The organism is Cytobacillus spartinae, assembly GCF_042865285.1.
GTDB lineage: Bacteria > Bacillota > Bacilli > Bacillales > Cytobacillaceae > Robertmurraya_A > Robertmurraya_A spartinae.
In genome coordinates, this window is the sequence record NZ_JBIACK010000001.1 from 994,956 (window position 1) to 1,019,328 (window position 24,373).

At 35.9% G+C, this 24,373-nt stretch carries 27 protein-coding genes; 6 read left to right on the forward strand and 21 right to left on the reverse strand.

From position 1 onward, the window contains the following. Nucleotides 1–25: 25 nt before the first annotated feature. Nucleotides 26–2,137, reverse strand: a complete 2,112-nt coding sequence (locus ACFYKX_RS05045) for a peptidoglycan D,D-transpeptidase FtsI family protein (protein ID WP_389358658.1) — start codon at nt 2,135–2,137, stop codon at nt 26–28. Nucleotides 2,138–2,459: 322 nt separating this feature from the next. Here ACFYKX_RS05045 and ACFYKX_RS05050 point away from each other — a divergent pair, with 322 nt between their 5' ends. Beyond that, nucleotides 2,460–2,819 carry a DUF4181 domain-containing protein gene (locus tag ACFYKX_RS05050; protein ID WP_389358660.1) on the forward strand — a complete coding sequence of 120 codons (360 nt, stop codon included), beginning with the start codon at nt 2,460–2,462 and terminating at the stop codon, nt 2,817–2,819. Between the two features lie 65 nt (nt 2,820–2,884). Here the strand turns inward: ACFYKX_RS05050 and ACFYKX_RS05055 are convergent, their stop codons facing one another. The 4 genes from ACFYKX_RS05055 to ACFYKX_RS05070 form a co-directional block, all read right to left on the reverse strand. Further along, nucleotides 2,885–3,403 carry a GNAT family N-acetyltransferase gene (locus tag ACFYKX_RS05055; RefSeq protein ID WP_389358662.1) on the reverse strand — a complete coding sequence of 173 codons (519 nt, stop codon included), beginning with the start codon at nt 3,401–3,403 and terminating at the stop codon, nt 2,885–2,887. A gap of 48 nt (nt 3,404–3,451) precedes the next feature. After that, on the reverse strand, nt 3,452–3,607 hold the full coding sequence (locus ACFYKX_RS05060; RefSeq protein ID WP_389358663.1) for a hypothetical protein: 156 nt from the start codon (nt 3,605–3,607) through the stop codon (nt 3,452–3,454). A gap of 308 nt (nt 3,608–3,915) precedes the next feature. Next, nucleotides 3,916–4,944, reverse strand: coding sequence for a peptidoglycan recognition protein family protein (locus ACFYKX_RS05065; protein ID WP_389358664.1), 1,029 nt, complete (start codon nt 4,942–4,944; stop codon nt 3,916–3,918). Nucleotides 4,945–5,069: 125 nt separating this feature from the next. Then, nucleotides 5,070–5,630 carry a phosphotransferase-like protein gene (locus ACFYKX_RS05070; RefSeq protein WP_389358666.1) on the reverse strand — a complete coding sequence of 187 codons (561 nt, stop codon included), beginning with the start codon at nt 5,628–5,630 and terminating at the stop codon, nt 5,070–5,072. Between the two features lie 345 nt (nt 5,631–5,975). Here ACFYKX_RS05070 and ACFYKX_RS05075 point away from each other — a divergent pair, with 345 nt between their 5' ends. Beyond that, nucleotides 5,976–6,158 (forward strand): DUF3896 family protein, encoded by a 183-nt coding sequence (locus ACFYKX_RS05075; RefSeq protein ID WP_389358668.1) that lies wholly within the window; start codon nt 5,976–5,978, stop codon nt 6,156–6,158. A 227-nt stretch (nt 6,159–6,385) separates the two neighbouring features. Here the strand turns inward: ACFYKX_RS05075 and ACFYKX_RS05080 are convergent, their stop codons facing one another. Further along, nucleotides 6,386–7,273, reverse strand: coding sequence for a TIGR01777 family oxidoreductase (locus ACFYKX_RS05080; RefSeq protein WP_389358670.1), 888 nt, complete (start codon nt 7,271–7,273; stop codon nt 6,386–6,388). Between the two features lie 164 nt (nt 7,274–7,437). Between ACFYKX_RS05080 and ACFYKX_RS05085 the strand changes: the two genes are divergently transcribed. After that, on the forward strand, nt 7,438–8,454 hold the full coding sequence (locus tag ACFYKX_RS05085) for a DUF3231 family protein (RefSeq protein ID WP_389358672.1): 1,017 nt from the start codon (nt 7,438–7,440) through the stop codon (nt 8,452–8,454). 56 nt (nt 8,455–8,510) lie between these two features. Here the strand turns inward: ACFYKX_RS05085 and ACFYKX_RS05090 are convergent, their stop codons facing one another. The 8 genes from ACFYKX_RS05090 to ACFYKX_RS05125 all read right to left on the reverse strand — a co-directional run bounded on the left by ACFYKX_RS05090 (nt 8,511) and on the right by ACFYKX_RS05125 (nt 14,678). Continuing rightward, nucleotides 8,511–9,230, reverse strand: a complete 720-nt coding sequence (locus ACFYKX_RS05090; RefSeq protein ID WP_389359053.1) for an amino acid ABC transporter ATP-binding protein — start codon at nt 9,228–9,230, stop codon at nt 8,511–8,513. Nucleotides 9,231–9,237: 7 nt separating this feature from the next. Beyond that, on the reverse strand, nt 9,238–9,897 hold the full coding sequence (locus tag ACFYKX_RS05095; RefSeq protein ID WP_389358674.1) for an amino acid ABC transporter permease: 660 nt from the start codon (nt 9,895–9,897) through the stop codon (nt 9,238–9,240). Between the two features lie 27 nt (nt 9,898–9,924). Further along, nucleotides 9,925–10,689, reverse strand: coding sequence for a basic amino acid ABC transporter substrate-binding protein (locus ACFYKX_RS05100; RefSeq protein ID WP_389358676.1), 765 nt, complete (start codon nt 10,687–10,689; stop codon nt 9,925–9,927). A 310-nt stretch (nt 10,690–10,999) separates the two neighbouring features. Then, complete coding sequence (locus ACFYKX_RS05105) at nt 11,000–11,518, reverse strand: DoxX family protein (RefSeq protein ID WP_389358678.1); 519 nt, start codon at nt 11,516–11,518, stop codon at nt 11,000–11,002. Between the two features lie 421 nt (nt 11,519–11,939). After that, entirely contained in the window at nt 11,940–12,404 is a 465-nt protein-coding gene (locus ACFYKX_RS05110) for an NUDIX hydrolase (protein WP_389358679.1), read from the reverse strand. A 65-nt stretch (nt 12,405–12,469) separates the two neighbouring features. After that, nucleotides 12,470–12,760: a hypothetical protein gene (locus ACFYKX_RS05115; RefSeq protein ID WP_389358681.1), complete on the reverse strand. Its 291-nt coding sequence runs from the start codon at nt 12,758–12,760 to the stop codon at nt 12,470–12,472. A 57-nt stretch (nt 12,761–12,817) separates the two neighbouring features. Beyond that, nucleotides 12,818–13,924: a serine hydrolase gene (locus tag ACFYKX_RS05120; protein ID WP_389359055.1), complete on the reverse strand. Its 1,107-nt coding sequence runs from the start codon at nt 13,922–13,924 to the stop codon at nt 12,818–12,820. Between the two features lie 223 nt (nt 13,925–14,147). Then, on the reverse strand, nt 14,148–14,678 hold the full coding sequence (locus ACFYKX_RS05125) for a CBO0543 family protein (RefSeq protein WP_389358683.1): 531 nt from the start codon (nt 14,676–14,678) through the stop codon (nt 14,148–14,150). 189 nt (nt 14,679–14,867) lie between these two features. Here ACFYKX_RS05125 and ACFYKX_RS05130 point away from each other — a divergent pair, with 189 nt between their 5' ends. Next, nucleotides 14,868–15,647 carry a carbonic anhydrase gene (locus tag ACFYKX_RS05130; RefSeq protein ID WP_389358685.1) on the forward strand — a complete coding sequence of 260 codons (780 nt, stop codon included), beginning with the start codon at nt 14,868–14,870 and terminating at the stop codon, nt 15,645–15,647. Nucleotides 15,648–15,873: 226 nt separating this feature from the next. Further along, nucleotides 15,874–16,749 carry a haloalkane dehalogenase gene (locus tag ACFYKX_RS05135; protein ID WP_389358687.1) on the forward strand — a complete coding sequence of 292 codons (876 nt, stop codon included), beginning with the start codon at nt 15,874–15,876 and terminating at the stop codon, nt 16,747–16,749. 167 nt (nt 16,750–16,916) lie between these two features. Here the strand turns inward: ACFYKX_RS05135 and ACFYKX_RS05140 are convergent, their stop codons facing one another. The 4 genes from ACFYKX_RS05140 to ACFYKX_RS05155 all read right to left on the reverse strand — a co-directional run bounded on the left by ACFYKX_RS05140 (nt 16,917) and on the right by ACFYKX_RS05155 (nt 20,143). Next, complete coding sequence (locus ACFYKX_RS05140) at nt 16,917–17,390, reverse strand: hypothetical protein (protein WP_389358690.1); 474 nt, start codon at nt 17,388–17,390, stop codon at nt 16,917–16,919. A gap of 252 nt (nt 17,391–17,642) precedes the next feature. Further along, nucleotides 17,643–18,428, reverse strand: coding sequence for an ABC transporter permease (locus ACFYKX_RS05145; protein ID WP_389358692.1), 786 nt, complete (start codon nt 18,426–18,428; stop codon nt 17,643–17,645). Further along, nucleotides 18,429–19,193: an ABC transporter permease gene (locus tag ACFYKX_RS05150; RefSeq protein ID WP_389358694.1), complete on the reverse strand. Its 765-nt coding sequence runs from the start codon at nt 19,191–19,193 to the stop codon at nt 18,429–18,431. A gap of 5 nt (nt 19,194–19,198) precedes the next feature. Further along, on the reverse strand, nt 19,199–20,143 hold the full coding sequence (locus ACFYKX_RS05155) for an ABC transporter ATP-binding protein (protein WP_389358696.1): 945 nt from the start codon (nt 20,141–20,143) through the stop codon (nt 19,199–19,201). Between the two features lie 192 nt (nt 20,144–20,335). Here ACFYKX_RS05155 and ACFYKX_RS05160 point away from each other — a divergent pair, with 192 nt between their 5' ends. Then, nucleotides 20,336–21,802: a methyl-accepting chemotaxis protein gene (locus tag ACFYKX_RS05160; protein WP_389358698.1), complete on the forward strand. Its 1,467-nt coding sequence runs from the start codon at nt 20,336–20,338 to the stop codon at nt 21,800–21,802. A 137-nt stretch (nt 21,803–21,939) separates the two neighbouring features. Here the strand turns inward: ACFYKX_RS05160 and ACFYKX_RS05165 are convergent, their stop codons facing one another. The 3 genes from ACFYKX_RS05165 to ACFYKX_RS05175 all read right to left on the reverse strand — a co-directional run bounded on the left by ACFYKX_RS05165 (nt 21,940) and on the right by ACFYKX_RS05175 (nt 24,286). Beyond that, on the reverse strand, nt 21,940–22,122 hold the full coding sequence (locus ACFYKX_RS05165; protein ID WP_389358700.1) for a hypothetical protein: 183 nt from the start codon (nt 22,120–22,122) through the stop codon (nt 21,940–21,942). A 149-nt stretch (nt 22,123–22,271) separates the two neighbouring features. Continuing rightward, nucleotides 22,272–22,463: a hypothetical protein gene (locus ACFYKX_RS05170; protein WP_389358702.1), complete on the reverse strand. Its 192-nt coding sequence runs from the start codon at nt 22,461–22,463 to the stop codon at nt 22,272–22,274. Nucleotides 22,464–22,747: 284 nt separating this feature from the next. Then, nucleotides 22,748–24,286 carry a hypothetical protein gene (locus tag ACFYKX_RS05175; RefSeq protein ID WP_389358704.1) on the reverse strand — a complete coding sequence of 513 codons (1,539 nt, stop codon included), beginning with the start codon at nt 24,284–24,286 and terminating at the stop codon, nt 22,748–22,750. Between the last annotated feature and the right edge of the window lie 87 nt (nt 24,287–24,373).

Genomic DNA, 24,373 nt, shown 5'->3' on the forward strand with positions numbered 1-24,373 from the left:
CTATAAATACCTTTCTCCTTAAGAATTATTCAGCTGAGACCTCAGAGACTTCATCTTCGACAACTTCTGACGCTTCAATTACTTCTCCCTCAAGTTCAGTTGGAATCGGCATCGCACGCATTTCTTCATGCTTCACAAAAGCCTCAACTGCTCGGTTTGCAATCAATTTATTAACTGGATATTTATCGTTTGACGCCCAAGGCACAACAACTGAAAATGCTACTTGTGGGTTTTTGGATGGATAATATCCGATGAAAGTTAAATTAAACGTAGACTGTCCCCATTTTGAACGGTTCGGTCCATAATAAGAAGTTTGTGCAGTACCCGTTTTCCCACTTACATCATTTTTGAAAGAAGTATAAGCAGTTCCCCCTGATTCTTGTACCACTTTTCTAAAGCCTTCTTGTACACGCTCAATATCCTCTTTAGTATTTAAAATACGGTTCAGAATCACTGTCTCTTTTTCTTGTATCATCGGCCCCAATTCTTGTGCATCAACAGGCTGATGCACACTCTTCAATAGTTGTGGCTGTACTCTCATTCCACCGTTCGCTATCGCTGAAGCATATTGTGCCATTTGAACAGGTGTATACGTATCAAACTGACCAATTGAAAAGTCTAGCAATAGACCTGGATTATCGGGGTTTCCTAACACCCCTCGGGATTCATTTGGCAGATCAATTCCTGTTGGTACTCCTAAACCAAATTGATTGTAAATGCCTCGGAGTTTTTCAAAATCTTCGTCCTGAATCGGTAATCCACCATAAGGTGAATAATTCACACCAGCCATCTTCATCACCGTGTGGAACATATACACGTTACTGGATACTTGAAGTGCTCTCAGGTCGTTAAGGTTACCAAAATTTTTCCATGAGCTCTTTGGCTTGGCTTGAGCTAGATAAATAGGGGCATCATAGAAATAAGTGTTGTGCTTAATTGCCCCTGTTTGATAACCTGCTAACACTGTTGCACCCTTTACTGTACTACCCATTTCATATTGGCTCGTAAAAGTACCCACTGAGTAATCCAGCATTTCCTTTTTCTCAGCGTCATACATTTTTCCTACTATTCCGTATACCTCTCCAGAATAAGGATCCATCATCACAACAAACGCTCGGTCAAGTAAAGAGTTTCCCGGATAATTTTTCGCATCCATAAGCTCTTCTTCTACAATTGTTTCTATTTCTTTTTGCAATTGAGCATTAATACTAAGACGTAAATCCATCCCACGAGAGCCTTCTGACACAATTACTTCGTCTACGACTTCGCCACTTCGATTTGTTACGTATTTCTTTTGCCCCTTGTTAGGATGCAGTAACTCTTCGTACTGATATTCTAGATAACTCTTGCCTACACGGTCGTTTCTTGAGTAGCCACGAGACAGATAAAAGTTGCTACGTTCTTCGAGAATCCCTTGTTTTGAGGTAGTGACACTTCCGAGCACTGGTTTTAACATTTCCCCGAAAGGATAGTGACGATTCCAGTCTGTCATAATCTCTACACCAGGAAGCATTCCTAGGTTCTCAGAAACCACTGCCATTTCTTCAAGGGTGAGACCTTCAGATTTAATAATTTGAATTTCATACATATATCCACTTGTCATTCGGGCATAAATGATGGCTTCTTCTTTTTCTTCTGATTTTATCTTCTCCAGCACTGCTGTCGGTACACGTTCAATTTGTAGCTTATATGTTTCTTTTGGTTCTAATGTAAGTTCCTTTTCTTTTAAAAGATCTCTAGCCTCTTCTGGATAAGCTGCTAAGTAATAATCTTTTAATTCTCTATCTTTTACCTCTTCATTCTCTAAACTTATTAATCTAGCTAATTTTCTAGCAACATCAATTTTATCGTTCGCCTTCATCCCAGGTTCTTCTGAGAAGGCAACCGCGTTTACGCCTTTATTATCGACAATCACTTCTCCATGTCGATCATACATTTTCCCACGAGGAGCAGGTAGACTGACCAATGTCGCATCAAGTCTTGAGGCTTCATTTCGGTAGGACTCCCCAAATACAATTTGGACCATGCCCAATCGGATAATTAGTAATGAAAATAAGCAAAAAACGATGAAGAACACTAGATTCAATCGCCATTTTCGATTTTTAAGTTGTTTTTTTTGAAATTCCCTGTTTCCCAATTTAATACTCTCCCTAGTTGTTTTTTCAACTGATGTTAACCATGAAAAAATGCATTGACTAAATTCTCCCAATGCATCAAGGATGATGTAGATTAAATAATTTTTTCTATATAATAAACGTCAAAACTATAATCTAGTAGTGGACCAATTTTCAATAGCATATAGGTTATTTATACTCGTGAATGACGCCAGAGTCAATAGGACAAACTGCTTCATTGCGATAGTTTTAGCTGGAAATGAACAAAAAAATCTCTATTTGTTTTTTACCATTTTGTTTCCAAAATTATGTTACTATAGAGTTAAACAGTGAGGGGGTTATTAGATGGGGTTATTCATCATTTTTATTCTTGCAATATTAACTTTTGTCGCACACAGAAAGATTAGACAGAAATGGCATACGCCTAAGAGAGGATGGTACCGTCACAAGTCAAAAAAATTCGCTTTTCTATATTATTCACTTTTTATCATCTATGTAATAAGCATTTTTACTTTTTCAGAAGTTAATTTTTTCTTTGTTTTTCCTCTTGTCGGTGGATTGGTCAACCTAATTTTTGCGTGGGAGCAGTTTTTATACAATAAAGAGAGTAAAATCTATCTTCACTACTTTGTTGACAGCATTTTTTGGATCCTTGCTGGGGCTGTAGCGTTAATTTTTGTTCCAGGAGTGGAACTTATAAACTGAGGAATAGGTGAAGGCAATCAAAGAGAGCAACCGGCCGTGTTTTTTTAAAGTAAACGTTTATTGCCTTAATCCTTCTTTAGCTCTTTAACATATTTGTTATGGTCATCCTTACACCCAATAAGATCAAAACCATAGTTTTGATAAAATTGATTGAGCTTACTGTTACTTGCGACGCAATCTAGTCGAAGGTACTTCTTATCATCTCTTACATTTGTTACAATCCAGTCTAATAGCTCTTTCCCTATTCTTTTTTTCATATAAGTAGGGATAATGGCAAGTCTATGTAAATAAAGTACATTATTGGAAATGTCCTCTCCCCAAATATGTTGATCCCACTCACTTTGAGTATTTAACAGCGTAAAGGTTGCAATCAACTGGTTGTTTTTAGTGACGATAAACGTTTCCTGCTTAGAAATGGCTTCTTTAATCTCTTCGTCATCTCCACCTTCTAACAGAAACTTCCATTGATTTATTCCATTCTTTTTCATCCATAGAGCGATCTCTTTTAGCATTTTAATTACTTGATCGCAATCATGGATTGTAGTTAATCTGACTCTAAGTGCTTCTAGTGAACCACATTCCATCCCTTTTCCCCTCCTCGATTCCATTCACATCGGGTTCTTATTACCAGTCTAGATAGAATCAAGGTAATTTTTAATATTAGCAATCATTTCGCCAATCCCTTCTCCTAAATGAAAAGAACATAACCAAATAGCAATTGTTAATCCAATCATGCTTAATACTGGGTACTCTTCCATCGTCTTTTTTATCTCTTTTGTAAAAACCATTCTCACACCTCAATAACTGAATTTGTTTTAGGATAAAGGCTCCATAATTTGTTCAATTGTAAGTTCCCCACAGGATGAGGACCAGATATCAAAACCTGATTTATAATGATAAAGAACAATCGATATAATGTTATTTCTATAAAAACACATATATTCCTTCTCTCTAAAAAGAAAAGAGTTACACATTTTTTATACTCGTTTCACTCTTATAAAAACTCGGGTCATCTATGACAATATTCTGATTTACGTACGAATAAAAAGAGATGCATATGAAGAAGGGTTTCTTCATATACATCTCGGTCAATTTGTTACTGAAGTGTTGCGCGAATTTGTTGCATTCTTTGTTGAACAAGAGGATAGAAATGACTTCGGGCATCTGTTGTATTATTCCCTCCAAAGAAGTCCGTTCCAGGACACGTTTTAATTGCATGTCCTTCGCCTTCATCTAAGACCTGTTCCCCCGTATTTATATCCCACCAGTGATGATAAGTCACGGTGTCAACGTTTGGAGTTAGTCCGAATCTTAACATGAGTAGGGCAGTAACCGTAAGAATGGTCTCCCTTTGTTCAGGCGTCATTTTATTGCCATCTTTATCAAAGTTCCCTAAGTTTTCAATCGCTAACGAATCAGCTTCAATTTCAAGCATTCTTGATTTATTCTGTAGTCCAAATGATCCTTCAGGAGGCATGTTGAATGGTCTTCCAACAGCTACCGTTCCATCTGGGAATGTCGTCAATTGTTGACTAATATCCTTCCATCCCATTCCGTTGACATGGTAATCCTTCATGCCATTTAACAATGAAAAATGGTTTGAACCATTAAATTGCTGATAAGATGGTTGCCATGTGTGATGCTGTTGAATTTTTCCAATTTTCCTTGTAAAGCTATGGTTAAATAACCAATCCTTAAACTCCTCCCTAGTCATAAGTACAAACTGACCTTGCATTGATAATTTTTTCGGAGGAATTTTTAATTTTTGACCTACATAAATCATGTTAGATGTAAGACCATTTGCAGTTTTAATTAAAGAAACCGTTGAACTGAATGACTGTGATAGCTTCCATAAGGTGTCACCTGGTGCTACCTCGTACATAATGGGCACCTTTAACTTTTGACCCACTAGAATTAAATCTGACTGAAGCCCATTCATTAACTTTAAATCCTGAATGGTAGTCTGGTACGTACTAGCGATTTTCCATAAATAATCGCCCGGCTTCACCTCATAAATATTTCTTGGATTATTTGCTGCACTCACAGGGGATATACTCATGAAAACCAAAAAGAATATACTAAATAAAATAACCAATCGTTTTCTCATGTTTTGAATTCCTTTCATTGGTATACACTTCTACATTCATATTGTTTAAAACACCAATGAAATTATTCTAGTTATAAATTGTCAATTAGCCAATGTACTTAAAACACATAAATAACAAAAACCCCTAAAATTGGGGTTTTCATTTAGTTCTCACTTTTCCATTTTGCATAAGTTCTCTTTAGTCCAAGACAATTTTCAATCGTTTCAAGAGACAACAAGATTTTTTTAACACAATCCTCTATCGATTCTTTTTCTGTGTTGACTTCTACATCATACAGCTCGTTTTGCTGATGAACAAAAGCTAGCTGACTCTTTCCCTGACCAACAGGCCTGTCTCCTCTTTTCCTCTCTCTTCTTTCCAACTCTTCCTCTGAACAGTGAACTCCGACAAATAAAATAGGATAATCGTGAAGCTTCTCGAGGAAATCGTTTGTTGTTTCTCTGTTATGTAGAATTTGATCAACAATTAAATTAATCCCATAGTTAGAAAACATTCTTAAATGATCATGGAAAAAGAACTCTGTTGGGACTGGAATTAGTCTACCGTTTTCAACATTACGCTCTTCCATCATTTCAATTAATGTATCGTAGTTGTCAATGCTCAAATGGAAGTAATCCTTTAAACTCTTTAGTAGTTCCTTTGACAATGTCGACTTACCAGAGCTAGAAACTCCATTAAGTACGATAATATTCCCTTTATTCATTCTTACTCTCTCCTAAGATGGTTCTTATGTATCTCGAATAGATTCCATAAAGTTTATGATTTTTCCTTCTTAATCCAATAAACTGGTGCTGTTTTCTCTATATTTCATAAAAAAGTACCACGAAACTAAGTTTATTATTGTTTGATTTACTATATCGCTTAAAACCTTCAATACGAAACATGCTTTATCCAAAATAAAATTTTCACAATTTCTTAATATTTCAAATAATTCAAGTTACGTACTTTCCAGTATAATAAAGATAGAAAGAAAACGCTTTCAAAATAACTTATTGAATGATAATAGCTCAAAAGTATTCTATCAATAAAGTTCGAAAGGGTGGTTCGAATGGAATATCAACATGTAAAGCAGAAGTTAGAAGAACGAAAAAAAGACTTAGTCAGTAAAATGCAAAACCCAGATTTGACGATAGAAGAAAAAGAGAATATAGAAAAATCAATTAAGAATTATGAGTATATTATCGAACTAACTGATATGAATCATCATGAACGTGGATCAATAAAATATTAGGGGGCGTAACAGAAATCGCCTTCTTTTTCTTGTAATGAATGCAACAAGACAGACATTAATTTGCGAGAAATAGTCCTTTATTTGCGTTCTTTTCATTTTAATTGCGGTAAAAACCACTTTTTTGCGAAAAATTGATTTTATTTGCAATAAATCATTTTTATTTGCGAACACACTTTTTTATCATACTGCTGCCCCCAGCCACCCCTGTTACTTCTCTGTTTAGCAAGCTACTTTATCAGTATATCTTTCAAAGCACTTTCTAAATTTTTATATTTAAATTTGTACCCTTCTTGCTCTAGTCTTTCGGGTAGTACCCAGCGACTTTTCAACACCAATTCTGTTTCCGTCTTAATAAGTATGGATCCAAGTTCTAACATCCACTTAGGTGACGGTAAGCCGAATGGTACCTTCATAATGGTTCTTAATTGCCTCATTAACTCGGAATTGGTGACCGGGCTAGGTGACGAACAATTAAAGACACCAGCCAAATCCTCTCTATCCTTTAAAAAGAGAACAATTTGATACAAATCTTCAATATGAATCCAACTAAACATTTGGGTTCCTGGTCCTTGAACTCCACCCAAACCAAATCTAACCAGATTCACGTAGGGTTCCATAACCCCACCTTCCTTACCTAAAACAATCGCTATCCGTAAAGCAATTTGCCTTGTGTGTGGCAACTCAAAATCAAAGAAGGTTTTTTCCCAATTTGTCGCAACATCTACTGAAAAACCCGTGCCTATCTCACCATTCTCTTCAGTCATAGGTCGATCTTCCGCATGACGATATATAGTAGCTGTGCTTGAATTTATCCAAACTTTAGGGGGCTGTTTACACGCCATTATAGCTTCACCGAGTATATGGGTCGTCTCCGTCCTAGACTCCATGATTTCCTTCTTATTCGCCTCATTGTAACGGCAGTTGACAGACTTTCCAGCCAAATTAATAAGAAGTTCAGATCCTTCAAGTGCCTGAATAATCCCTGATTCATCATCCCATAAAATGTGCTCTTGACTTCTTGAGATAGTCTTCACATCATAGCCAAGCTCATGAAATTTACGATTAAAATATTGACCGATAAAGCCAGTACCTCCAGCTAATACTACCTTTTTCACGGAAAAACCTCCTGTCCATAAACATGTTGCGTTTTTAATATTATACCATTGGCTATATGTTGTTTGAGAAATTTAAATTCTGATTCAAACACTCACTTCCTACTTTTGATAATTTTTTATCCCACGGGGAAAAATACCTTTAATTGTTGTAGGAGGTATTAAAAATGGACTCGGAACAGAGTATACGCTTAACATCATCAGAAATTGCTTCACTCTGGGCAGCATACATGAACAACAGCATGTCTTTATGTACACTTAAGTACTTTAGAGAAAAAAACAAAGATATTGAGATCCAATCAATCATAGAACTTGCCATTGAAATTGCCGAAACAATGTTACAAAACATAAAGAAAATATATGTAAAAGAAAATCATGCCATCCCTTATGGGTTTAGTGAAACTGAGGATGTAAACCTTAATGCACCCCCTCTTTACTCGGACACATTCTTTTTACATTTTGTGCACAATATGGCACGTCATGGGATGAGTTCCTATGGGGCGGCTTTTTCCGCGTGTTCTCGCCCTGATACTTTAGAACTCCTTTCTAATGCAATTGATCTTACAAGGAATCTCTATTTTCGCTCACTAAACCTTTTGCTTGAAAAGGGATTATACTCAAGAGCTGCTTCTATCCCCATACCGGATAAGGTAGAATTCATTGAAAAACAAGGTTACTTAACAGGCTGGTTTGGAGATAGAAGGCCTATGAACGCTCTTGAAATCATGCATTTCTATAATAACATGACAAGAAATATTATTGGAAAAGCATTGTTGTTGGGCTTTGCACAAACCGCAGGATTGCAAGAAGTGAGAAATTATATGGCAAGAGGTCTGCATATAGCTGATAAAGTAGTTGAGTTTATGGCCCATATTCTATCCGAAGAAAATATTTCACAACCCCCAACTTTGGAGTCGGAGGTTCTTAAATCCACAACCCCTCCATTTTCAGATAAATTAATCATGTTTCAAGTTACACAATTATCTGGTATGTCCCTAGGGTATTATGGAGTAGCTTTAGGAACCGTTTCAAGAAGAGATTTAGGATCGAAATTCATGAGAATTACAATGGAAGCAGTCATGTACGCGGAGGATGGTGCCAATATTTTAATCGATCATGGTTGGATGGAAAAACCACCAAGTGCAATAGATAATATTGAAATCGCCAAAACGGGAAAGAAATAATAAAAAGAAACGCTCAGTAGCTCTGGGCGTTTCTGCAAATGTTTTTCATGTACTTTTTATAAAACCTTTTCAAGAAATTCTTTGGCACGAGTACTTTTTGGTGATTGAAAGAATTCATTTGGATTTGCATCTTCCACAAGTTTGCCATCATCTAAAAATAACACTCTATCCGCAACTTCTCTTGCAAACCCCATTTCATGGGTAACAATCGCCATCGTCATTCCTGTATGTGCTAATGATTTCATAACTTCTAAAACTTCTTTTACCATTTCTGGATCTAAGGCAGAGGTTGGTTCATCAAAAAGCATTACATCAGGGGACATGGCTAAGGCACGTGCTATCGCTACCCTTTGTTTCTGCCCACCTGATAAACGATTTGGATACTCATTGGCTTTTTCTGATAAACCAACAGATTTTAGAAGTTCATAGCCTTTCGTCTCAGCCTCTTCCTTCGTTAATCCTTTAACGGTGATTGGTGCATAAGTTACATTCTCAAGTACAGTCATATGTGGAAACAGATGAAAGTGTTGAAATACCATTCCAACATTCTGGCGTACTTTTAATATATCGGTCTTTGGGTTAGTAATCTCTTCATGATTCATCCAAATCTCACCACTTGTAGGTGCTTCTAGTAAATTCAAGCACCTCAAAAATGTAGATTTTCCAGATCCAGATGGACCTATAATTGAAATAACTTCACCTTTATTAATCGTAGTTGAAATTCCTTTTAGAACTTGTAATTTCCCAAAGGATTTATACAGATTCTTAACTTGAATATGAGCACTATTCACTTCGACGCAACCTCCTCTCAACCACTCTTCCAAGGAGTGTTAAGCCCATTACTAACATGTAATAGATTAGACCAGCAACAATTAACGGCTCAAATGCTGTATACGTATTCGCACTAACCACTTGTGCACGGCGCATAATGTCCAAGAATCCAATCGTTGAGATAATTGCAGATTCCTTTGTTAGTGTAATAAATTCATTTAAAAGTGCTGGTAAAATATTTTTAAGCGCTTGTGGCAATATAATGTCTTTCATCATCGGCTTATACGGTATAGCTAATGCTTCAGCCGCTTCTCTTTGACCTTTATCCACCGCCTGAATTCCAGCTCGAATGATCTCCGAGATGTAAGCTCCAGAATTCAATCCAAATGCAAGAATCCCAGCTAAGAAGGCAGGAATGTCATACCCAATCAATTGCGGAGTTGCAAAATAGATAATCATTAATTGTAGAATTAACGGTGTTCCTCGAAACACCGATGTATATGCATCCGCAAACCATTTTAAGCCGCGTATATTGCTAATCTTAAATAAAGATAAAATCGTGCCGATCATAAATCCTAAAACCGCAGACACTAGTACGAATAATAGTGTCACCCATATTCCATTTAATATAAACGGAATAGAAGGCACGATTTTGAAAAAATCCAAACTCATGCCCACACCTCTTTTCCTTCTATTCTATTATTCTTCTGACAACCATTTTTCTTCTAACTTTTCAAGTTCACCGTTTTCTTTCATTTTTTCTATTACTTTATTAAACTCTGCAACTAGTTCGCTATCTTTCGGGAACGCAATTGCCATTCCAGGTGTTCCTTCACTTTCATCGTCAAATCCTGCTAAATCTAGTTCTTTAATGTAACCTTCACCAACTGTTTTATCTAAGTAGATCGCATCAATACGACCCGATTTTAATTCTTGAATTAAACTTGGTACTTTATCTAAAGTCTTCATTTCTAGGTCCATCGTTTCAGAAAGTTTCTTTACACCCTCTTCTTGGATCGTTCCAAGTTGCACACCAATTTTTTTGCCGTTTAAGTCTTCCATGTTTTTAATTTCAGAGTCCTTTAACGTTACAATCATTTCACCAGAACGGTGATATTCACTCGAAAAATCTACGCTTTCTTTTCTCTTGTCTGTCGCTGACATTCCTGAAGCAACAAAATCAACTCGGTCTGTTTGTAATGCACCGATTAGTCCATCGAAGCCCATGTCCTTAATTTCTAACTCATATCCAAGTTCTTTTGCGATGTAGTTTGCTAGATCAATATCGAACCCTACGAAGTTACCCTCATTATCGCGTGACTCGAAAGGAGGAAAATCAGCTGACGTACCCATAATTAACGTCTTTTTTTCTTCTCCTTGTTTAGAATCATTTGTTTGTCCACATGCTGCTAATAAAGAAACTGTAAGAATGGCTACTAAGATACTTAATGCTATTTTTTTCATTAGAATTTTTCCCCCGTATTTGTAAATGTAATTATATTTATTCAACAAAATGTATATTAACACATAAATAAAAATAAACGCAATACTTTTTTATACAATAGTTTGCATTTTTATTTAATTGATTATTTTGAAAACTTGAATCGCGCGCCATAATTCAGTCAATTATTATTGTCCCAAATGAAACAGCACAAACTTCGAGTATTTTTATTCATCTTATTGATTCAAACCTTTGCTCTAAAAGGGTCCTCAACCTAAAAAAACCTACAACCAAGAAGTTGTAGGTTCTGTGAATTTCATTAAATTTTATTTATTATAAAACGTCAGCTCTAATTTCTGCTTCTTTGCCATCCTTTTTCATAATGTTACGTACGTAAGGAATGACCCAGCGATCTAAACCATAGTAACCAGCATTTAACCCTGCTGCTAAAATGATGAAGCCTAAGAAAATGTCAGTTGGGTTGTGTGAGACAGTTCCTGCTAAGAAGAAAGAGAAGTTCATTACTAAGCCAAAGAATGCAGCTGCAGTAGTTAAGCAACCTAGAATTAATCCAAGACCTACTAAGAATTCACCCCACGGAACTAAGAAGTTAAATAAGCCAACATTCGGGATTGCTACGCCCTCTAAGAAAGACACGTACCAGCTGTAAACCATGTTACCATCTGGACCTTTTACTGGATTTGCTACCGCGTTACCTAAATAACCCGAAGCATCAAATCCACCTGTAATTTTGCCCCATCCTGCTGTCATCCAAGCATAACCTAGATATAAACGAATGACTGTTAAAATACCTGCCGCAATCTTATTTTCTCTTAAAAATTTGTTAAACATAAAGCATTCCGCCTTTCAAAAATTCGAATGTGTAAACGAATTCTTCAAAAAACGAATGGGATTTTAAGAAAAAGGATAATTGCTCAGCTACTCTAAACTTTAGTAGTTCTTCATTCGTTTTTATTTAAGTATCTCGTCTACAATTAAAATATAAACCATTCCTAGATAGAATAAAATGGGTCTGTGATGTTGTTCACAAATCGTTAAAAGCTTATTGACAGAAAAATGAACAAGATGATTATTAGGGTTACCATGCTATGAGCAATGGGTAGGCATAGCCATTCAGAAGGTCCATAAACCAGAGCAAACCTTGAAAGAACAACCTTCCCTTTTCAAAAAAGCCCACTTCATAACTCCTTCTCTTCCCTTACAACCATCCCGCTTCATATTTTATACCTCTATAACCATTTGGAAGAAATGCCTATTGAGTTGTATAGTGTTTTAATAAAAATTCATTCAATATAATTTTATGACTTTTTACGATGTTCTCCGGTAACTCGCTTGGATAGAAGAACTCCAAATTTATTGATTCTGAGGGGTCCATAACTAACTTTCCCTTGTAATTCTCCGAATAATAAGCTACCGTGACCACGTAAAATTCATCTCCATTTTCCGCCTTCACAAAATTCTGTTCACCTGAATATACATTGAGTAAATTTAGCTTCTCTACCTCAATCCCAGTCTCTTCATATAGTTCTCTTCTTGCTACATCTTCGGTAGATTCGCCTAATTCCATTAGACCTCCAGGAATTCCCCATGTACCTCTTGGATGTTTTCTTTGTTGCAACAGCAACCTTCCTTTTTCATCAACGATGATTGTTACAGCCCCCACAAAAAGTAAAGGTCTATGACCAACTAAACTTCTCATTTCTTCTATGTATCCCATCTATATCTCCCTCAAAAAAACTATTTTTTACAGCAACTATCAAGAACTTTAATATGAATATCTATTTAAAAATTGTCTGCCTTACGTACTTTAGAATATGTTAATGCCATATAGTTAATGAAAGCGATTCCCATCATTGCACCTAGATAACCTACTACACCTACATGTTGGCTAATGACCGTTGAATCCATGTTGGACCACCATAATAGTCCTGCGCACATAATAACCACACATTGAGAAAAGCTATATACCCACGCTGTTGCTACCTTCAGATTCCTTTTTAACACGTATAATCCGGAACAGAGTGATATCATGAACGAAGCGATGACAAAACCTATATAAATGACTAAATCCATTATTTAACCTCACTTTAATAAATGATCGGATTATAATCTCCTCATTAAATCCGTAATCTATAATTCAGCCAACTCCTCTTTTACACTGTTCCTAAATTCCTCATCAGTTAAAAACTTTAACTGAAAACCGTTCATATTTTTGGAAAGCTTTGTTACTTCTAAGACGTTTAAATGATTTGAAAGGAATACAAATTCGGTACAGTTGCCTTTCTTGTCTGTTGCATACATGGCCGACGTCATGACAAAAGCAGTGGATCCTCCTTTTATTCCAGCATGCATTAACCAGCCTTGATTGTTTGGATTTTTCATCATTTGTTCCATAACCGGATCAAGATATTGATGTACGTCAGATCCTAGAAATTTTTTACTGTTTAATTTTTCCATTATGGAGATATAATCATTTGCAGTAGAACCTGGTAGACGATCTGACCATATTTTTTGAAAATCCATATCTAAACTCCTTACAACTTTATGCTTCTCTTCTAGAGTTGGAGAGCTACTTAGAAATCGATTATGTATAACATAAGCTCGATTACGATACTCCTCCATACTCATAGTTTTTAATACACTTATTGCCTCCTCTTTCGTATAACCGTTTTCTGCCATCAGCTCAATTGGGATAAAAAGTGCACTAACAATTGGATATAATGGCTCATGGTTAGTAGCTCCCATTTTTTCCGGCACCTTGTTAATATCATCAAGCCCGAGAAGATGCATTAAATATTCTGTATTTGCATTTGAACTATAGAGAATCATTCCCTTTGCAATTTCCCTTAATGGGACAGAGGTATCATTATCTAACTGAGACATCCATGCTTCATGTGCACCACCGTCTGTCTTTGGAACATAGAATTTTTCTAACTCAGTCAGGTTCACTATCTGGTCTGGGTTGATACGTCCTTTTGCTGCCTGTTCAGCATATTCAATGGCAATGATCGTTTTTACGGTGCTCGCTAGTGGCAGTACTTGCTGTTCATTTATCTCTACCCATTGTTGATGATTATATTTAATCGATAAAGCAACGTCTTTGCCATTTGACTTATCTTTAATAAGCTCGAGAATGTATTCAGGGTCCTCTTTATTCAGTTGCTTTTTGAATGACCAAATTCCAGCACCTAGTATGACACCAATTACAGCCAACGCTCCAACTAAAATAATTATCATGATTTTCAAACGAATCCCTCCAATGGTTTTTATACGGATGTAATAGAAATTCGTTTCATTTTCTTACCTTTTTAATACAACTCTATCAAAAAATGGTATGAAAATTTCTATGATTCCCCTTATAAAGCAACTTCACTTTTTCAGAAAGGTGAACATAAAAAAGAGCCCCTTTCCCTCTATTAAGAGAAACCGGCTCGTTTTACCTAATATGTGAACTAGTTCATTATCGAAAGACTGAAGTAGGAACATCAAAGATTTGCCAAAGGATAAATAGAAAAGCTGCAGAAAGTAGCCATGCGTGGAAAGGTTTTGTATGGTGAATTCGTAAAACGATAAACATGACAAGGGTAAATAGAATGGACCACGCTAAATTCCATCCATTGTAATAACCAAAGATGTTTAACTTAATGTCAATGGTTTCATTTATCGTGTATATCCCTACCCACAAGAGGATGTAAAGCCATTTTTTTATCTTTTTCCCCTCCGGAAAGTTCCCTAAGTAGATCAAGATAGTAGCAGGGTATTTAATTGCTATCACTGATAAAGAAACATGAACATTCGTTACTCCCATTTCCCTATCTATATCTGCTGGAACATACCTCCACATGGGATAATGATCAGATAATAAATATAAGTACAGAAAGTCTCCAAGTATAAAAAACAAAATGGTCGGATAATAATTAGCAAGCTTTCTCCAATCCCCCCACTTCCATAAAGCAAAGAGCCATATAGAAGCATAAATAGCATTCACCATACAATATTTACTCCTAACAACTTGGAAATATTTTTCCATTTTATTATGGCTAATTTTTGTTTTACTTATCCTTTTTCTAGATAAATGGACATTTCTTAATGGAATCTTTCAGAAATGGAATAATTTCTCTCCATCTACCTCAGACTAAAGTTTGATTTTTCATCTTTTTAAAGGAGAGGATTTTAAACTTTGAGTCGTAAGTTCTTCGCAATTCTACTATTTTTGTTCGTTATTTTCGTCATTGCCCACAGTGCTAAACCCTATCAAACGGATGCAGGTGAGCAAAATTCAAAATGGTCCTATTCAGGAAAAACCGGACCAGAATACTGGGGTAATTTAGATCCCTCCTATCGTTCATGTGCTAAAGGTTTACAACAGTCACCCATCAATATTGATAAAAATGAAGTAATTGAAAACTCAACTTTACTAGACATTCAATTCCATTATTTTTCTACGGGCTTTGTTGCACCTGACACCAAATACACAATAGAGTTAACGCCTGAAATGAAACAAAATTATATAAAAATTGGAGAGGAAAAATATCTATTAAAACAAATACATTTCCACCAACCTAGCGAACATCAAATAGATTTAAAAAAATTTCCTCTTGAAATCCATTTTGTTCATCAAAATTTGAATGGAGAGATTGCCGTTGTTGGTGTCTTTTCAGATGTGGGACGACTGAACCCAACAATGGAAAGAGTGTTAAATTTAATACCTAGTACAAAGGGTGAAAAGAGGATAGAACAGCTAAACATAGATGCATTATTGCCAGAAGAGAAGACGTTTTACAGATATCAGGGTTCCTTTACCATTCCTCCATGTACGGAGAGAGTTGAATGGATTATTTTTAAAACCCCAATTGAAATGTCAACTCAGCAATTCAGAAGCTTTTCTGAAAAGTTTCCACAGGCTAATGCAAGACCACTACAGCCAATTAACAAACGAAAAATCTATACAACACCCTAGTAACTAAAGCCGCATTTTCTCAGCGGCTTTTTTAAATGGCCCTTTTCGTAAACTCGATTATTGGAAGAAAAGATGCCACGAAGCATCGTAGAAACGTATTTGAGACAATTACGAATATCAACCTCTATGCGGAAACTGCTTTTTTAATAAGTTCACGTGCTAAAGGAGGAAACCCAAGGAACTCCAACGAATATTTACAAGAAATTGGTAGAAAGGAATGATGACAGTGGAGTACACAATATCTGCAGTGGATACTTACGAACGGAAACGAGTACAAGTCCTAGATACAGAGATGGCATATATCGATGAAGGCAAAGGTGACCCAGTTGTCTTTTTACATGGAAATCCCACCTCTTCTTATTTGTGGAGAAACATTATTCCTGAAGTCATTGACTTTGGGCGTTGCTTAGCACCTGATTTAATAGGAATGGGGCTATCAGGAAAAGCACCAAGTGGATCTTATACCTTTATCGATCACGCCCGGTATTTAGATTCCTGGTTTGATACATTAAAACTAGATCAAGTCACACTCGTCATACATGATTGGGGTTCTGCATTAGGGTTCGATTGGGCTAACCGTCACCGTGATCGCGTGAAGGGTATTGCATATATGGAGGCATTCGTGAAACCATTATCATGGGAAGAGTGGCCGGATGGGGCCACGAATATTTTCAAAAAGATGAGATCGCCAAAGGGAGAGCCCTTTATCTTAGAAGAGAATGGGTTTATTGAAAAAATTCTTCCTTCAAGCATTATTCGAAACTTATCTGAAGATGAAATGAACGCTTATCGTAGGCCATTTTTACAACCTGGAGAGACACGCCGACCTATGTTAACGTGGCCGCGTGAAATTCCATTTGATGGTGAACCAGCAGTCGTCCACGAAATTATCCAAAACTATTCATCTTGGTTAACATCAAGCCATTTTCCAAAACTATTTGTTAACACGGAGCCCGGTACGATCCTCACAGGCCATCAAAGAGAATTTTGCCGTTCATGGCCAAACCAGACAGAAGTCACTGTAAAAGGTTTGCATTTTGTTCAAGAAGACTCTCCAAAGGAAATCGGGACAGCCGTAGCTGAATTTGTAAAATCTATCTAAATCTGCGCTGCTGTTGATCAATTGTTAAACTGGGCTATACTGGGACGCCTTTTCATCATCCTTACGATAGCTAATCAGATTACAAATTTATGAAATTCATAGGTTCGGAGAAAAAAATTTAGCAGCTACTCAGGCTAGTAAGTAGCTGCTACTTTTTTAATATTCCTTTAATCCTGGCGCTCTTCCTCTAACCTTCTCCACCAGTTATCAATCAGTCTGTGCCATTTGTAAAAATACGTGCTTCTTGGTGATCTTGCTATTAGTGCAAAATCTGGCTCATTGTAAACCTCTGCACCTAAAACATGGACTGCCCCGTGTAGATTTGTAGCTAATAGGAAACGACCTAATTCATCAGCAGATCGAAATGAATCTAAATTACGGTTTACTCGGTTTTCCGCCTCTTGTAATCTTTGATCCCAGCGTGGATGATTTTTTATTTCCACCGGGATGGAAGACCACGGTCTTAACATTTGTGGGTCTAGCCTTTCAGAACGGTACCAATCCATAGCTCGACTTAGGAAATCTCTATGAAAAGCTAAGAAATCTAATCCATCACCAGCACGAGCTCTCATACTCATACTCATATGCCATCTTTCATGCTCAGCTAGTAAGTCCTCTGGAAAATTCTCAATGATCGCCATTATGCATCTCCCTTTTTTAATCAATATATTAAAGGGAAAATAATTGGTTTGGATATATGTGTAGTTTTAATAAAACAAATGCCTAAAATGCCAAAGAAGCACCCTCTCTTTTATAGTCTCTCTCTTTTTTGTGATTTTCACTGTTCAAAAGCTGGGCTAATAAAAAGAGAAATGAATAAGGTTCGTCATCTTTTTCAATAACGAACCCTACATACTAAACGAATAGCTTATCCTTCGGCTGGACCAAATGAATCATATATTTTTAAACAAAGCTCCATTTCTACGAGCTTGCTTTTCCATGACAAATACCATTGAAATTGAGACAACCAAGTAACAGACTCCTATGATAAACTCTTTTATCAAGAGACTATACACATCATAGTTTTCCAACCCATATATGGTTCGAAGAGCCTCTATACTATGGGTTAGAGGTAATAAGCGCGCCATGACCTCCAATGCTTCTGGAAGTAGCGTTACGGAAAAGTTTACCCCACAGAAAACTTGAAAAAACGCCAAGGCTAAATTTAAGAATAAATTGACGTTAGAGAATAGTAAACTTACAGATGCAAAAAGCAATGAGAAACATAAAATCGAAAACAATGTAATCACAAACAGTACAAATAGAGTTCCCAGATGATTAAAGGGGAATAAAAGGCCAAACAAGACGCTACCGATCATAAGACCTACTGTAAAAACAAATAATCCATCCAAGAGTGGAACAATACCCTTCCGTAAAATAATGATTAGAGTTGGAGTTGGTGAAGCTATGTTTAACTCAAGAGTCCCATATCTTCGCTCCATTCTGAACATGTTCATGAAGTTAATCATCATCGTTTGACACGTATAATACGCAATGTTTCCAATGACTACATACTTTAAATAGTCTGAGCCAACAAGCGAGCTTGCTAAGGTGGCAAAAAAGATGTAATGCATAAAAGGGTCGACAATCCGAAATAAAATAAATAATTTTATTGTTTGAAATGTATAGATTGCCTTATATGAAAGGTTTGTAAAACCATATTTATTGATTAATAGCAATTATATCGCCCCCATTCTACCTGTCCTACGTAATACTACCTCTATCTTCTTGACCACATAATAGGCAATGAAGAAATAGATAAAGCTTACTAGAATGGAGATTCCCATGGTTGAGTACATTTCAGGAGACATGACTAATGTGTCCTGTACAGATTTAATTCCCCATGTCATCGGGATTATATAAGCAATCATCTTTAAATAGACAGGAAATTGATCGACTGGAATGAATACACCACATACTAATATCATTGGGGTTAAAATTAAGTTCTGGAAATCAAAGACATTTTGAGAAGCCACAAATACTACGGCTAAAATTAAACCGACAACACTTAATGAAAATATCAATACTAATACAGACAATAAGAATAAACCATAATTCCCGATTGCAATATCAAATTGAAAGATAAATCTAGCGTATACAAAACTTAAAAACATCGAAATTAGTGCGATAACAGAGTTGCTCAATGCTTTTGTTAAAATCACTGAAAATAATGATACTGGTGCTGCAATTAATAGTTTTAAAGTATCACTCCACTTTTGCGAGATAAGGGCTGAACCTGATGAGTACAGGACATAGCTCCACATACTAATCAGGGCTGATGCAACAACAAACTTATCTGAGTTCATATCTCCCCTTAATTGCTTAAGAAAATAGACAATAGACAAAAACATAAGTGGTTGAAAAAAGAGCAAAAATTGGTACATTTTGTTGTTAAAATTGGTAAAATACTTAATTTCACGTGCCAATAAATAAAGCATATTCATTTAAATCACCCTACATCCTTCATATGATAGATATAGGCATCCTCAAGAGAAATGTCTCTCTTGCGAATTTTTAGAATATCACCATAATGCCCGAGATACTCTTTAATCATTTCAATATTTATCTCATTCACTTCAAAGTTTAAATTGTAGTAAGGCTCTTTGATAACATCTACTTCTAGGTTATTAAAATAGCAATCTTGCTTTAGCTTTTCTATATCATAAATACTCATCGTTGCTTCATATAGATTTAGGTGGTTACAACTATCCTTTATTTCCGTTGGTTTACCAATTAAGCTGATTTTTCCACCCTTTATAAAAGCAATTCGGTCACAAAGCTCATCAGCTTCCTGCATATAATGAGTGGTTAAAATGATGGTAATACCCTTTTGGGATAATTCTTTTACCAAGTCTCTTAATAATTTTGCCCCGATTGGATCTAATCCAATGGTCGGCTCGTCTAGAAAAAGCAACTCCGGCTTATTGATTAAACACCTTGCTATATGTAATCGCTGAATCATTCCTTTTGAATAGGTATGAATTTTTTGGTTTTCTGCCTCTTGTAGTTGAACTAACGTTAATAGTTCATTTATTAATGCTGTTTGTTCTTTGTTTTTAATTTTATAAAGAGTACAGAAATAATGCATATACTCTTTAGCTGTTAGTCGACCATATACTCCTCTCTCGCCACCATAAACAAAATTGATTTTCTCTCGTATCTTGTGACTTTCTGAGACGACGTCAAAACCTGAAATTTTTGCCTCCCCAGCTGAAGGTAGCAATAAAGTAGTAAGTATTTTAATGGTCGTGGTCTTCCCAGCACCATTGGGACCTAGCAGACCAAACACTTCTCCTTTTTCGACCTCAAATGAGATGTTGTCAAGCGCTGTCTTAGAACCCTCTTTTACCTTATAAAAGCGTGAAACTCCTTTAACCTCTATGATTTTACTCATAAACTCTCCCCTTTGTTTTTTGTACTTGATAATATTACCATATTCTTTCAAAAAATCCATGTATTATCAAAAAATTCTTACAAAAGGGAGAAATCCAAGTTGATTTATGTCGAAAGATGACAGAAAACAATCAATACTTTACATTTGAGACCGATATAATAAGAAACCACTATTAGGTAAAGGATGATTTTTATGACAGCCATAGAAGATTTAAGACATCAGGACAGCAGGAATAAGAATCGCTTAATGTTCATTGCGTATTCGATATCCCTTCTTGCTGCACTACTGCAATCCTTAGTTACAGGCACAACGGACACAGCTCTGTTCTATGGAACCGAGTTAGTACTCTATACCATTTTATATGTTGCTTACCCGAAACTATTTAAAAATCCGTTAGTTTACTCATACTTAACGGTACTATTCATGTATGGATTTACTACTTACTATCTGTTAACCAATGATAATTCCATTACGATTGTATTTATCATCATCTACATTACGATTATCTCAGCCGTTCACTTAAAAAAAGGTATCTTCCTGTTAGGAGTATTAATAGGATTAGTGGATTTACTTATTTTTAAAAACATAAACTCGGTTCATCAGGAATTATTTAATGATATCTTTTCTATCGTTATCCTTGTGTATGTACTAATTGGAATGGTAGTGTACCTTCTAATTAGAGAAAATGATAAACAATTTAGCCAGCTACAAGCCTTTATGTCTCAAACAGAAGATCAGGCAAAGAAACAAAAAGAAGAACGCGAATCATTGGAGGTAAATGTAAAAAATATTGCTGAGGATTTTGATGAAGTAAATCATAAAGTTCAACTCAATATTGAAGCCCAAGATCAAATGAGATTTGCCATTAGCGAAATGGCTACAGGAAGTCAATCTCAATCTGAACAGATTAGTTATATATCGACTAATGCTCATGAAACAAAAGAGCAAATGACTCGCCTTTTCACTCTAGCAGAAGAGCTATCTAAAGATGCAGAACATGCCAATAACATCGTTAAAAATGGGACGAGTGAGATGGCTACTTTAAAGGATGGCATGCATTTACTAAAAGCTATACTAGACCAATTTAATCAACAATTCACCATTCTAACTAGCAAAGTAAATGAAATGGCTACTCTTACATCTACCATTAATGACGTTTCTGAGCAAACAAACCTATTGGCTCTAAATGCATCCATTGAAGCCGCTCGCGCTGGAGAAGCAGGAAAAGGATTCTCGGTTGTAGCACAGGAAATTCGTAAACTGGCTGAATTAACGAAGTTATCTAGTGAAAAAATCTCTAGAAGTCTAGTAGAGTTGAATCAAACCAATAAAGAGTCATTAACGAAAATAGAGGAAACGAATCATCAAGTCTCCCAAAATGTCGAATCTACCGAACATCTTACGGACTCATTCAACCAATTCCGTGCAACGACTTCTAGACTACGTGATAGTGTTTCCATGGTGTTGACAGTTTCAGAGGATGTAAAAATGAAGTCAGAAACAGTAGAGTTGTCCACGAATGAATTGGCTGCAATTATCGAACAAGCAAGTGCTAGCTTAGAGGAAATGAGCGCCACAATTGAATCTTTAACAACCGATAACCAGAAAATTGGGGAGATTGTAGGAGCTACTAATACTAAACTCCAAAACTTATTATAGAGTAACAGATCTTACTATGTAATAAAAAAGGATAGATGAAACAGTTGAATAAACTGTTTACATCTATCCTTTATTATTGGTGGAGAACTATATATAACAAACATACCTTTAAAAGCTCCATTAGTTATTTTATGACGTTACTGAACCCATTTAGATTGCACTTTTTTCGCTTCTATAACTGATATGATTTTGCCTTCTCCTCCATACTCCAATCTAATGGTCTTTCTTGCATCAACAGGGGTTCTTGCAGTAACTGACTTGGTCTGTCTCTCACCATTGACTTCCATCTCAACAAGGAAACATTTTGATCCACACCTCATATGAATCTCTCCTTTATGGATTACAGAAGCAATTTCGTTTCCTCTATTGTTACAGTTTCTTAAGTTAGCTCAGTAAGGATGATAGTTACCATATTACGATATTTTTTGAGCGTTCTGATTTTTCTTCTTCAACTCTAGTCTTATTTGTCCTAATGCCAATGGTTCGTGTGGTTGATATTGGGTGGATTATGTTTTTGTGCCTCATCTTTTATCTCTTCTAACCCTGCCTTTGACTTCTCATCAGTTATTGATTTATAACGATCTGTTTTTTTATCTAAAAAATACCCAAACAACAATAATGACACGACAGAAAGCAAGACAAATCCCCATACCCAAACCATTAACCTCAACTCCTTTATTATTAACTGTATTCTATAATTACTCGGTAGTTACCTAGTATAGGTCTTTTTGTTAACTTTAAGGTTAAATAGTATGGATATTAACTACCAGCGATTAGAGGCCCAAAGCGTACACCCTTTACCGGTTTCTTTATTAATCTACGTAGTAAATATGGAAAGGTTTCAGAAATGATTCGATATGGATTTGGACTAATTAATTAAAACAAAATAGTGCCAAACTCGTAGATTAACGCTACATGCACTTATTATTTTGTAGGTGGGACTTTTTAAGAAACGTGATAGCAAAGCACCAAACCATCTATCGTTCCCGCTGCAACTCTATCTCCGTATATATCTAGGGAAAGAATCATCGTTTTACATTTATCGACGATTACTTCCTCAAGAACTTTAACTTCTCCCGTAGATTCAGAGATAATCACCAACTTACCTGATGCTAGTGAACATACAACAACGTCCTTTTCTTTCATATATCTCATGACGATTACCTGAGTGGGTAAGAGTTGTGTCCATATAACTTTCATTGTTTCTATTTCAATCTTCATAATGTTGTAGCCCACATCACGCTCACCATAGGTGACAATAAAGGTACCAGGCTCAGTCTGACAAGCCTCATGAGTAGGACCCTTAACTATTTCACTCAAAGAATAGTTGGTTTGTTTGTTATTCTCTCTGTTAAATTTAATGATTCTTTCCTTTGTACTTTTGAAAAAGAAATCCTCATCCTCTACAGAAATAAAACGATCGCAATCATCCATTTCATAGTTTGTTATAAAATCTAATGAGGAAGTATATACTCTCTTCTTTGTATCATGGTTATGAAAAACTTCATCCATGACCAAGAACACATCTACTTTATTTTTATGTACGATAAAGTGTGGGAACGATTGCTTCATCTTACTCTCAATCTCCAAGTCAGAAGGATTGTAAATTGAAAGATAACCAGATAGCAAGTCAAAACCTAGTTCTGCATTTAACTCCATTTCTTCGCTGTGAACATAAACTCTTTCTTTATTAGAGGAAATAAATAACTGACAACCTCTACCTTTTTCATGAAAGATAGACTGTTTTTTTCCAAAGTTCCATTTCTCTAGAAAAGGGCTTTCACCTACACAAAAAATATCTTCACCATTTCTCCATTTAATGTCCCAAATATTTGCTCGATACTCATATTCAGGACAAAGCTTCTTTAATTCTTTACTACAATCAGAATGAGTTCTCTTCTTAGACTGGATGGAGTAGATTTTATTTACCTTTGGTGTCGTTCCAATTTGCATAAAATTATTTAACTTTTGTTTATTATAAAAATCATCTGTTTTGTAAACAAAGAGATCTTTGTATTTCTTGTTTTCCCAGTCATCTTCGGGACTGACTGTAAAATTTAACATGTCATCTTTTTCATCGAAATTTACTGATATAATCTCTCTGCTCTCTTCTAGTAAGGAGAAAAGTTCCCCTGTATGGTAATCCCAATTTAACAACTCACCTTCATACAAGAAGCCACCGTCAAAAGAACCCGTTCCCAAAAACACTAAACATTCTTGCGGATGAAAGGCAATCTCATTTATAGGGTATGGAACATCTAAACAGCTAATAGATTCAAGCGTTTTGATATTATATAATTGGACCCGGTACCTAAATGGAAGATTCCGATTCTCTAATTTTCTACCTGCCCAGCCATATAAACTAAATTCACTTACAACCGCAATGACACTTTTGTCTAGGTTATATTTAATGCCTGTTAACTTTCCATTTCCATGAAAAGGTGTCTTCCCATAAACGTTTTCCAACATGATCTTATTATTCAAAATATATCTCCTTAGAAACTATTTAATATGGTCACTTACAAGGATCCCAAACGGATTTTTAAGGCGGAGGCATGCTGTTGAACCGAA

Coding starts and splice junctions, on each gene's coding strand:
- ACFYKX_RS05050 (WP_389358660.1), top strand. CDS start 2,460: ATGGGGTTATTCATCATTTTTATTCTTGCAATATTAACTTTTGTCGCA.
- ACFYKX_RS05055 (WP_389358662.1), bottom strand. CDS start 3,403: ATGGAATGTGGTTCACTAGAAGCACTTAGAGTCAGATTAACTACAATC.
- ACFYKX_RS05060 (WP_389358663.1), bottom strand. CDS start 3,607: ATGGTTTTTACAAAAGAGATAAAAAAGACGATGGAAGAGTACCCAGTA.
- ACFYKX_RS05065 (WP_389358664.1), bottom strand. CDS start 4,944: ATGAAAGGAATTCAAAACATGAGAAAACGATTGGTTATTTTATTTAGT.
- ACFYKX_RS05070 (WP_389358666.1), bottom strand. CDS start 5,630: ATGAATAAAGGGAATATTATCGTACTTAATGGAGTTTCTAGCTCTGGT.
- ACFYKX_RS05075 (WP_389358668.1), top strand. CDS start 5,976: ATGGAATATCAACATGTAAAGCAGAAGTTAGAAGAACGAAAAAAAGAC.
- ACFYKX_RS05085 (WP_389358672.1), top strand. CDS start 7,438: ATGGACTCGGAACAGAGTATACGCTTAACATCATCAGAAATTGCTTCA.
- ACFYKX_RS05095 (WP_389358674.1), bottom strand. CDS start 9,897: ATGAGTTTGGATTTTTTCAAAATCGTGCCTTCTATTCCGTTTATATTA.
- ACFYKX_RS05100 (WP_389358676.1), bottom strand. CDS start 10,689: ATGAAAAAAATAGCATTAAGTATCTTAGTAGCCATTCTTACAGTTTCT.
- ACFYKX_RS05105 (WP_389358678.1), bottom strand. CDS start 11,518: ATGTTTAACAAATTTTTAAGAGAAAATAAGATTGCGGCAGGTATTTTA.
- ACFYKX_RS05110 (WP_389358679.1), bottom strand. CDS start 12,404: ATGGGATACATAGAAGAAATGAGAAGTTTAGTTGGTCATAGACCTTTA.
- ACFYKX_RS05115 (WP_389358681.1), bottom strand. CDS start 12,760: ATGGATTTAGTCATTTATATAGGTTTTGTCATCGCTTCGTTCATGATA.
- ACFYKX_RS05120 (WP_389359055.1), bottom strand. CDS start 13,924: ATGATAATTATTTTAGTTGGAGCGTTGGCTGTAATTGGTGTCATACTA.
- ACFYKX_RS05125 (WP_389358683.1), bottom strand. CDS start 14,678: ATGGTGAATGCTATTTATGCTTCTATATGGCTCTTTGCTTTATGGAAG.
- ACFYKX_RS05140 (WP_389358690.1), bottom strand. CDS start 17,390: ATGGCGATCATTGAGAATTTTCCAGAGGACTTACTAGCTGAGCATGAA.
- ACFYKX_RS05150 (WP_389358694.1), bottom strand. CDS start 19,193: ATGAATATGCTTTATTTATTGGCACGTGAAATTAAGTATTTTACCAAT.
- ACFYKX_RS05155 (WP_389358696.1), bottom strand. CDS start 20,143: ATGAGTAAAATCATAGAGGTTAAAGGAGTTTCACGCTTTTATAAGGTA.
- ACFYKX_RS05160 (WP_389358698.1), top strand. CDS start 20,336: ATGACAGCCATAGAAGATTTAAGACATCAGGACAGCAGGAATAAGAAT.
- ACFYKX_RS05165 (WP_389358700.1), bottom strand. CDS start 22,122: ATGAGGTGTGGATCAAAATGTTTCCTTGTTGAGATGGAAGTCAATGGT.
- ACFYKX_RS05170 (WP_389358702.1), bottom strand. CDS start 22,463: ATGGTTTGGGTATGGGGATTTGTCTTGCTTTCTGTCGTGTCATTATTG.